The sequence below is a fragment of the Paenibacillus sp. 01T422 genome (assembly GCF_056398785.1).
Window position 1 is genome coordinate 1 of the sequence record NZ_JBFTQB010000390.1, and the last position, 7,753, is coordinate 7,753.

Below are 7,753 nucleotides of genomic sequence, written 5' to 3' on the forward strand. Positions count from 1 at the left end.
CCTAATGTCCTATTCGTTTTTATGACTATTGTAGCATAGTTGTCCTGCTTTTATTTTTTCTCTCAGCCTACACGTCTCGCCAGGCCCATGTTAACATAGAATGAGATGGAAAAACATACCTAAAGTGTGTACAACAAAGGGGGCTATTATGGATCTAGAAATGCGAGTAGCCGCATTGGAAAAGAAAGTACAAGAGCTCGAGCAGCTCCTTGACCATGCGCTCGACCGAAAAACGACTTCAGGGTCTCAACGCTCTGTCACACCAGCTCCTTCCGTGGAGCATCCCGAGCCAGCTCCACGTCCTACCCTCCAGCAGGAAACGTGGATTCCCGCCGCAGAACCTGCTCCACCAAGAGATTGGGAGCATTTGATCGCCCGCGTCTGGCTGCCGCGCATTTTTATCATCGTCTTCCTGCTTGGCGTTCTCTGGGGCTTTACAGCAGCCGTGAGTGCCGGCTTCATTACTGAACCGGTCCGCTGCCTACTCGGTGTTGCCGCAGCAGGTCTTATGTATTGGCAAGGCGAAGCGCAGATGCGCCGCAAACGCACAGCGTTGGGGCAAGTGCTGTTAGGAGGAGCAAGCGGGGTGCTCATCTTATCGCTTTTCGCTGCTCATATGCTGTTTGAGCTGCTTCCGTCATGGCTTGCTTTTGTACTTTACGTTCTTTCTATTGCTGCCAGTGTGTTTACAGCGGTTCGCCACCGTTCGCAAGCCCTTATGATTATTACCCTGCTCGCAGGTTATCTCGTTCCATTCATGGTCGACTCGGCACATCCGAATATGTGGGTTTTTGCTGGCTATGAAGGTCTCTTTTCCATGGCTATGATGTTGTTATCCTTGCGCTACGGCTTCCGAGGTGCTTATTTCACCGCATTTGGCGTACTTCATCTGCCTTTGATCATTTCGACCTTGCTCAGCCATGCGGCGAGTGACAAACCTGCTCTGCTTATCGTTATCATCTTGCAGCATTTACTGCTCTTCAGTGTTGCGCTTCTGCGCTCGGAGGACAGTCGTATTGGACAGCGCATCACACTGTTCCTCAGCTTTGGCCTTGTCGCAGCCTGGACATACGGTCTATACGGCACTACTGGCAACGATAGGCTCCTCTATGAGTGGATGCTGGCCTTGTGGTCACTTTTGTACATCGGCACTTCCTACTGGCTTTATCGGCAAAAGCGGACCTTCTCCGTGCATCTCTCCATCGCAACGTTCAGCCTCTTCTTATGGCTGATTTTCGTCCTGCATGCCGACCAAGCTGGATCAGCACTGTTAGTGGAAGGCGGCATCGCACTCTGCCTAGGTGTCCGCTTCCATAGCAGGCTGCAGCAAATCACCGGAGCCCTTACCTATTTCATCGGCATGCTGCTCGTTTTTGCCCATCCAATCCATGATATAGGGTCATATGAAACTTTTGCTTGGTTTGTACTCGTGGCTTCCATTGGCGCCCTCTATGCTTTCTTTCGCTCTTCTGCCAAGGAAGGCCTTGTGTCGCCAAGAATCTCCCTGCTTTTGCTATGGATGGGATTCATTCTGCTCCTCATCTTCGTCTCTCAATTAACGAATGCCTTAACGAAAGGACTGGGTGGTGATTACCAACATCTCATTCTCTCTGGTGTTTGGGCGATATATGCTGTTCTCCTCATTATCGCGGGATTGTTTGTCCAAAAAGCGAAGGCCAATCTAATCGGCATCCTATTCCTGTTTGTAACTCTGCTCAAAATTATTTTCATTGATTTACCTGACGTGTCTACCGCCATTCGGGCAATCCTCTTTATCGGGCTCGGGGCGCTTGGCGTTGGGATTTCCAGGTTATTTTATAAGCGCAAATAAACAAGTGAATGTTGGCAAAATGAAAAGCCCTCACTTCCACTGATCTAGTGGATACGAGGGTTTTTTTCACCTTTTCAGGGACAACATAGAATGTGAACTTTCCTTGAATTCATTGCATTACGTCTGAAAATAGCGTATATTCTAGACTTGCAGTTATATAATTCGAATATAATATGTATTTATTTACAAATAAATACATTCATACAGATGAAGAGGTGTATCATTCATGATTTTGAAACAAACAGCCGCAGGCGTTATCCTGCTTACGATGATGGTTACAGGAGCAGCTTGCTCTTCCGAACCCAAGAATACAGCGACTAGCCCGTCTCCAAGCGCCAGCGCAGCAGCTTCCCCGCAAGCAACAGCTGAAACGCAGGATGCTATCAACATGAAAGGCTATATCGGTGCAAGAATTGCTCAGGAGAAGGTTGGCTTCCTATTCGGAGAAGCAAAATCCAAAGATGAGAAGCTGATCCTGAATCCTATCGCAGCTGATAGCAAAGAGAAAGCCGTGAAATTCCTTTCCAGCTATTTTGATGCGGCTATGGCAGATAAATTAGCAGCTCACTATTTGACGGAACAGAAGGCAGACGGAGCTATTGTAACAAACCCGACTTCCTTTTTCCCGACGAACCTGTTAGACACTACCAAAGCGGACGTCACATTTGACACAGCTAATACGGCAGATCAAGTCAAATTCACGACGAAAGACGGCGCTACTTATACAACGAAAAAAGGCTGCGGGTCTTAAGATATATATATTTTAAAGGGGGTCGAGTTCTATTATAAGCCTGTTTCATTAAAGCTAGATGAATAACATATTTCTTTTTGATTACAAAATTCAGATGAAATTGTAAATGTGAAGCCCTTATGGCACTTTTATGGTAAAAGGTACGATAAATACTTCGTTCTGATGCTGAAATTGCCCCCATATTTTATAAATGCCACTCTTGGGGAAAATAATCGTGAAAGGTGCTGCAGGCCCTGAGCCTTTCTGCTCATTCGGGTGGACGTGGACATACTCCTTCGCGTCGGCGCTGATCGCAACCACATGCCCCAAGCTGCCCAGATAGGGCTGCAGATCGGTAATCGGCTGTTTCGTTTGGGCATCCTTGATCGTGAAGATCATATCCAGCCCCATACCCGCCATGAGATGGTCGAAAGCAAGTGTCACTTCCTTGCCGTCCACCACTTTCGTCAGCGAGGAATCCGGTTGAAGCACTGTCATCTTCGGTTCTTTCCCGTTAATCGTGACCCAGTGGGTTTGTACGGTCTCCCCACTCCCCTGCGGGGTGAAATCAGCAATCAGCTGAAAATAGCCGCTGCTAGGGAACTTTGTTTGGACTGTGAATTGCCCTTGACCGACATGCTCTGGATGAAGATGATCAAAATAAGACAGATCCTTGCTCACCACAATCAAATGCATCAGCTTCTCGTGCATGAGGTCAAAATTATCTATGGGTTTATGCCATTTATCTTGAATAAGAATGGTGATCGTCGCCTCTTCGCCCGGCATATAACGATCCATGGCAACTGATAAATGGGCAATGGCATCATCACCATGGGCATGTGTTGGCATGGCCCCCATCGTCCCTGTCATCTGCATCCCTGACATATCAATGGTCGTGTTCTGATTCCCACAAGCGGCTAAAAGAACAGCCAAACCTATGAGAAGCATAGCAAATTGTTTCATTGATTTCTTCCAGTCGTGATAGGAGTAGTCAGCATGCTTAATCCCATCGAACAGAGTCCACAGATAAATATCGTGCCACCCCAAAGCTCAGGAGACCAATCTAACGTGTGAAACAAGCGCAGATCCGCAAAGTATAGGCCCCAGATGAGAACGGGCAGCAGGAAGAAAACGCCGCGATATTGCCATGCACTGGTTTCTTTTTCTTTGATCGATTTCAGAAGCAAATCCCCGATTATCCCACTAATGAGCAGTATCACGATAGAGCCGTAGTGTGAAAATCCATCCAGCACCGCCATCAATATCGCTTCAAAAACGAAGAAATAGGTTACCGTGCCGAAGGGCAGCTTCCAGCTTCTAAGTACGAGCATGATTGGCATAACGAGCAGCATCGTTGTAACCAGGAAATCCACGACAGCTTTAGCAACTGCGTCTTCTTCCCTGGCCATCCATAAATTCTGACGAAACGACCATGCGTACATGAGAAAAAAAGCCATCACGGCAAAGGTTAGAGCCACTGAAGTCAGAGCAGGCAGCAAACGGCGAAAGCTCGGAGAAACGTCCTTCTCCGCATAACTCATCGCGCGGTATGGGCTGGTCAGAATCATCAGTGCCCCCGTCAATAGAATCAGATGTGTCGGGCTGAGGAGAGCCTCAATATTTTTCTCAATACCAAATATCGTATGCCAGAGCATATCACCAATGCCGCCGATGAAAAAGATGAGTACACCAGCGACTCCGAGCTTATATCCCGTCGGAATGGACGCTGCCCAAGTGGCATGACCGGCTCTTGTTTTGTTCTGATAAGTAATCATAAGAATCCAAATCGCACAAGCCAAATAGCCGGAGTACAAAATAGCATGCCATGGTGTAAAAAAGGTCTCAACCGCTCCATGGTTATGAGCAAATCCATCGATAAACAAGCCAACGATCAGCCACATCCCCATCACCATCGTGATGGCATGCTTCAAGATGCTAATACTACCCGCGGATTGCGTCACTTTCAGTTGCACCGACAAACGAATCAGCTCCCAACATTTGTCATGATTACCGTTCTATCATAACACAGCTATTCGCCCGATGAGACCCATGTAACTCCTTTTTTCTGCAATTCGTGGAGCCATTCTTTCGGGGCTGGTACATCGCTGACAATGATATCGAGCTCTCTTAAATCCGCAATTTTGTAGAATTGTACGAGCCCGAACTTGGAGTGATCGCAGAGCACGATGCTTTGCTTGGCGTATTTCATCATTTGCTGAGTCAGTTGACCCTTACCTTCTTCGAAGCCTGTAATCCCTTTCTCCAGCATCATGCCATCCACGGATAAGAACGCTTTATCCGCATAGAAATTTTCCACCATTTTCTCAGCCAACAGACCTGTGACCCTGGAATGCAAGGCATTTACCTTACCGCCAATTAAAAAGATATCCCCTGTGAACAATCCTTTGTTTTTGTAGTCAATTAACAAGTACAGGGCTGGTATGGAAATGGTTAGCACTGTGAGGTTTTTCTTGTTCAGTAAATAATCGATGATATGCAAGGTCGTAGTTCCGTCATCGATGAAAATAACGTCATTATCCTCCACGAGGGTGGCTGCTGCACGGCCAATTTTACGTTTCTCATCCGCGTACAGAACTTCCCTTTTCAGGTGTGACGGCTCGTCTCGGGACAAATTAATTTTGACCGCGCCGCCATATACCCGCTTCAGTTTATTCTCATCTTCCAGCTCTTCCAAATAGCGACGAATCGTCTCAGAAGAAACATCCAGCGCTTCGACCAATTCATTCGTTTTTACTTTGCCATCCAAATTCAACTGATTGAGAATATAATTCTTTCGTTCTTCACCAATCAAAGACATAAGGTTAGACCCTCCAATTTATGCATCATGCTTGCCTGATAGGGCATTACTTCGGCATTTGCCAAGCAGCCGTTCGCTTTTTCACCTTTTTTAAAATGAACTCATAAGACAAACGAACGATAATATTCGTTCCTACGATCAGGGTAGACATCGCCGCAGCAGCAGCTACGTCACCAGCATCTTCCATATTCACTAATGCGACAGCCGCAAGATTCATATCAGCAGCCCGGAGGAACACGACAGCAGATACCGTAACCATGGAATTAACGAAAAAGTACATAGCAATTTCGATAATTGCTGGAAGGGACATCGGCACGGTTACTCGCAAAAATGTTTTGTAGAAAGGAACACGCATAGACTCCGAAACGAGTTCGAATTCCTTGTCCAGCTTTTTCAGCGCAGTCGTAGCCGTAATGAAGGGAACCGCATAGAAATGCGTAATGTTCGCAAGCACGATGATCGCCATTGTGCCATAAATCCAGTTCAGGGGATTGCTTGGATCATTAAAGAAGAAAATGTAAGCAAGACCAATAACCATACCTGGAAGCGCAAGCGGTAAAATAGACAAGAAGTACCCAACCTGACGCAATCCTTTCATCGATCTGGTTTTTTCAATTAAATAAGCGAAAATAAAGGTCATGATTGTACCCACCACAGCTGTGATGAGTGAAACTTTAAGGGAGTTCCAAAACGGTTCCAGACCAGACCCTGCAACACTCGAAAAGTCATAATGTTTGAAGCTTAAACTGATATTGTACGGCCACACCTTCACCAGAGAAGCAAATACAATCGTGAGTAACGGAACCAGAATAGCAATCGAGACGATGATACAAAATGTACGATAAAATCTGTCCCGAGCTTGCCCTTCAGGCACCCGATACGGCGTGGATTTCGAAGAGAGCAACGAACGCTGTTTGCGCTCAACGAAACGATCTACAGCAAAAGCAATGATTGCCGGAATCGTGAGCAGGATCCCAACCGTAGCACCCATGGATAAATTTTGCTGTCCGATAACCTGTTTGTAAATATCCGTGGCAAGCACGTTAAACTTTCCGCCGATAGCCTGCGGAGCCCCGAAATCCGTAAAACTGGCTGTAAAACAGACAAAAATTGCGCTAATGAGGCCATATTTGACGGAGGGCAAAGTTACCGTGAAAAAGGTTTTCCATTTATTCGCGCCCAGCGATTCCGCGGCCTCATACAGTCGCTGATCGGTCATTGACAAAGCTGTGATAAAAATCAGAAAAGCTTGAGGAAATAAGTAAATCACTTCCGAGATGACGATCCCGATGGGTCCATAGATGGGTATCCTCAAACCAGGCAAGAGTCCAAAAAAACCGTGTGTAACGATGCCTTGATTCCCAAACAAGTAAGTAAGGGCAATACCATGCATCATCGTCGGTTGAAAAAGTGGCAATAACGCTACGTAGCGGAAATAACTTTTGCCGCGAATAGCCGTACGGCTTATTCCGTAGGCATAGGCGAAAGCGAGAACAACAGCTAGTACTGTAGATAGCACTGAAATCCAGATCGTGTTCGTTAGCGATTGAAGCAAGGAAGGAGTAGAGAAATACTGGACAAAGTTAGCTAGTCCAATATACTCTGCATTCTTATTCAACAAAGCTTTGCTAAATAGAAGAATCAATGGAATGAGAGTGCTTGTTGTTAAAGTGAGCACGAGCACGACAATCAACACATTTTGTAAGGTAAATAAAGCTCCAAGGTGACGGCGGATCGGCGGATTCATACTGACGATTCCCTTGTTCATTTAGGCACCTACCATAGAATCAGCTGGGAATGTGATCATCTTTTCCTGCGGGAATTCAACGGTTACTTCGGAATGTTTGACAAGCCTCAGCTGATGCGTAGCTTGCGAAGACACATCCACTGTAAGCAGCACATTCTGGTAGCCTGTGCCAACTGCTGGCTGAAGTGTCACTCTATAGAAGGCTCCGCGGAACTCGACATGCTTGACTACCGCCTTCATCCCATTRCTCGATCCAGCTGCTGATAAGCGAATATGTTCAGGACGAATGGCAAGACTTCTACGTTGCGATTGGCCACCTTGCTCCCCGTTTTCCAGGAAATTAATCGATCCGATAAAATCAGCGACGAACGCCGAATTCGGCTCTTCATAGACTTGCTCCGGCGTTCCAATTTGCACAACTTCGGAGTTTTTCATCACCACAATGCGATCTGCCATCGTGAGCGCTTCCTCTTGGTCATGCGTAACCATGACGGTTGTAATGCCAAGCTTGTCCTGCAGTTCGCAAATTTGCTCACGAAGTTTCACACGAACCTTGGCATCTAGCGCTGAAAGCGGTTCATCGAGCAGCAAGAAATCTGGAGATAGTACAATAGCGCGTGCTAAGGC

The 7,753-nt window shown here is 46.6% G+C and carries 7 protein-coding genes; 2 read left to right on the forward strand and 5 right to left on the reverse strand.

Annotated elements, in window-relative coordinates; all coding sequences use genetic code 11:
- The first annotated feature begins 148 nt into the window (after positions 1–148).
- A complete protein-coding gene (locus AC1DUA_RS20990) occupies positions 149–1,831 on the forward strand; it encodes a DUF2339 domain-containing protein (RefSeq protein ID WP_477501623.1) in 1,683 nt (560 codons plus the stop codon).
- 226 nt (positions 1,832–2,057) lie between these two features.
- Entirely contained in the window at positions 2,058–2,582 is a 525-nt protein-coding gene (locus AC1DUA_RS20995; protein WP_477501624.1) for a hypothetical protein, read from the forward strand.
- A 117-nt stretch (positions 2,583–2,699) separates the two neighbouring features.
- Here AC1DUA_RS20995 and AC1DUA_RS21000 read toward each other — a convergent pair whose 3' ends face one another.
- The 5 genes from AC1DUA_RS21000 to AC1DUA_RS21020 form a co-directional block, all read right to left on the reverse strand.
- Entirely contained in the window at positions 2,700–3,524 is an 825-nt protein-coding gene (locus tag AC1DUA_RS21000) for a hypothetical protein (protein WP_477501625.1), read from the reverse strand.
- A complete protein-coding gene (locus AC1DUA_RS21005; protein WP_477501626.1) occupies positions 3,521–4,540 on the reverse strand; it encodes a hypothetical protein in 1,020 nt (339 codons plus the stop codon). Before AC1DUA_RS21005 ends, AC1DUA_RS21000 begins: the two co-directional genes overlap by 4 nt.
- A 50-nt stretch (positions 4,541–4,590) precedes the next feature.
- On the reverse strand, positions 4,591–5,379 hold the full coding sequence (locus AC1DUA_RS21010; RefSeq protein ID WP_477501627.1) for a DeoR/GlpR family DNA-binding transcription regulator: 789 nt from the start codon (positions 5,377–5,379) through the stop codon (positions 4,591–4,593).
- Positions 5,380–5,425: 46 nt separating this feature from the next.
- Complete coding sequence (locus AC1DUA_RS21015) at positions 5,426–7,147, reverse strand: putative 2-aminoethylphosphonate ABC transporter permease subunit (protein WP_477501628.1); 1,722 nt, start codon at positions 7,145–7,147, stop codon at positions 5,426–5,428.
- Positions 7,148–7,753 (reverse strand): TOBE domain-containing protein (locus AC1DUA_RS21020; RefSeq protein ID WP_477501629.1); only part of this gene is annotated, 606 nt, incomplete at its 5' end.

Excerpts from the sequence above, each read along its gene's own strand:
- AC1DUA_RS21015 (WP_477501628.1), bottom strand. The coding sequence starts at position 7,147 with ATGAACAAGGGAATCGTCAGTATGAATCCGCCGATCCGCCGTCACCTT.
- AC1DUA_RS21000 (WP_477501625.1), bottom strand. The coding sequence starts at position 3,524 with ATGAAACAATTTGCTATGCTTCTCATAGGTTTGGCTGTTCTTTTAGCC.
- AC1DUA_RS21010 (WP_477501627.1), bottom strand. The coding sequence starts at position 5,379 with ATGTCTTTGATTGGTGAAGAACGAAAGAATTATATTCTCAATCAGTTG.
- AC1DUA_RS20995 (WP_477501624.1), top strand. The coding sequence starts at position 2,058 with ATGATTTTGAAACAAACAGCCGCAGGCGTTATCCTGCTTACGATGATG.
- AC1DUA_RS20990 (WP_477501623.1), top strand. The coding sequence starts at position 149 with ATGGATCTAGAAATGCGAGTAGCCGCATTGGAAAAGAAAGTACAAGAG.